Here is a 1150-nt window from a genome sequence, read left to right as displayed (position 1 = left end):
AAGCGCTGTGAGATTGGACAGTTGAGCGATCGCGTCCGGGATAACGGTGATTTGATTGTTAGAGAGATAAAGCTCTGTGAGATTGGACAGATGAGCGATCGCGTCTGGGATAACGGTGATTTGGTTGTCACGGAGATTAAGCGTTTCCAACTGGGTCAATTGAGCGATCTCTGGCGGTACCTCCGTTAGTTTCTTCGCTGATAGATTAAGTTCTTTCCAATTCTCGGTGTGGGCGCGATCGATGAGTTCAAAGATAGAGCGGGAAGTCATAGGAATTGGGAATGGGGGATTGAGAAGCCAGAAAGTTGATTCTATTTTGGCAGAGAGATCAGAGAAGTAGGGGAGTAGCATCCTATCTGTCTTGCCTGTCACCGCATCCATTCAACTTGGTGTTGTATCCGTTCGGCTTGTCGTCGTATCTGTTTAGTCCGTCATGACGATCGCGACGCTGTTCTTCGTGAAAACCGCAACATTCACCACGAACATTACGACATTCGCCACGAACATTACGACATTCACCACAAACATTACGACATTCGCCACGAACGCCCTGATTTTCTCAGCAAACCTACGGATCGTCGCCCGATCGCTGTGGAAAACCATGAGATGCGACCCTCAAACTTCTCAAAAACAACACAATCTTTTGCGCGAACCACTCAACCAATTTCTCAACGACTCAAGACAAACTAGAACGGTACAGAATCCTAAAAAGGAACCATCTACGATGCCACGCGCCCAACGCACCTCACGCATTCTCGACAAAGGACAACTGCGGATCTTGAAGCTCAAAGCCATCGATCCGAATCTGAGCTTTGGTAGCGATCGCAATCTCTCAACCCTCGAAACGCAGATCAAGCAGCTACACACCAAATTGAATGACTACAACACCACGATCGCATCTCTCGACATTGCCAAACAGGAAATCGACCAAATGGAACGCGACCTGGGCGACTTGCTCGATCAACTCCTAAATGGCGTAAGTGCCAAATATGGTAACGATAGCCGCGAATATGAAATGGCAGGCGGAACCCGCAAGAGCGATCGTGTTCGCAAAAGCGCTCAAAGCCGCACAAAAAACAACGTTACAAAACTAGCGACGGGTATGTCAATAGTTTTGTGTCAAAGGTGAAAAGTTAGAGGGGAAATCGGT

The 1150-nt window shown here is 47.9% G+C and carries 2 protein-coding genes; one reads left to right on the top strand and one right to left on the bottom strand.

The window, feature by feature from the left end:
• Positions 1–270, bottom strand: a 270-nt coding sequence (locus ACKFKH_RS12695) for a leucine-rich repeat domain-containing protein (protein ID WP_446858667.1), incomplete at its 3' end; no start/stop codon positions are given.
• Between the two features lie 163 nt (positions 271–433).
• Between ACKFKH_RS12695 and ACKFKH_RS12690 the strand changes: the two genes are divergently transcribed.
• On the top strand, positions 434–1129 hold the full coding sequence (locus ACKFKH_RS12690; RefSeq protein ID WP_446858666.1) for a hypothetical protein: 696 nt from the start codon (positions 434–436) through the stop codon (positions 1127–1129).
• Positions 1130–1150: the final 21 nt, after the last annotated feature.

The organism is Phormidesmis sp. 146-20, assembly GCF_052939475.1.
Note: the sequence above shows the minus strand (reverse complement) of the source record. Positions and strands in the feature narration are given on the sequence as shown.

What these genes read in the sequence shown, in the direction of transcription:
- ACKFKH_RS12690 (WP_446858666.1), top strand. Translation starts at nt 434, where the DNA reads ATGACGATCGCGACGCTGTTCTTCGTGAAAACCGCAACATTCACCACG.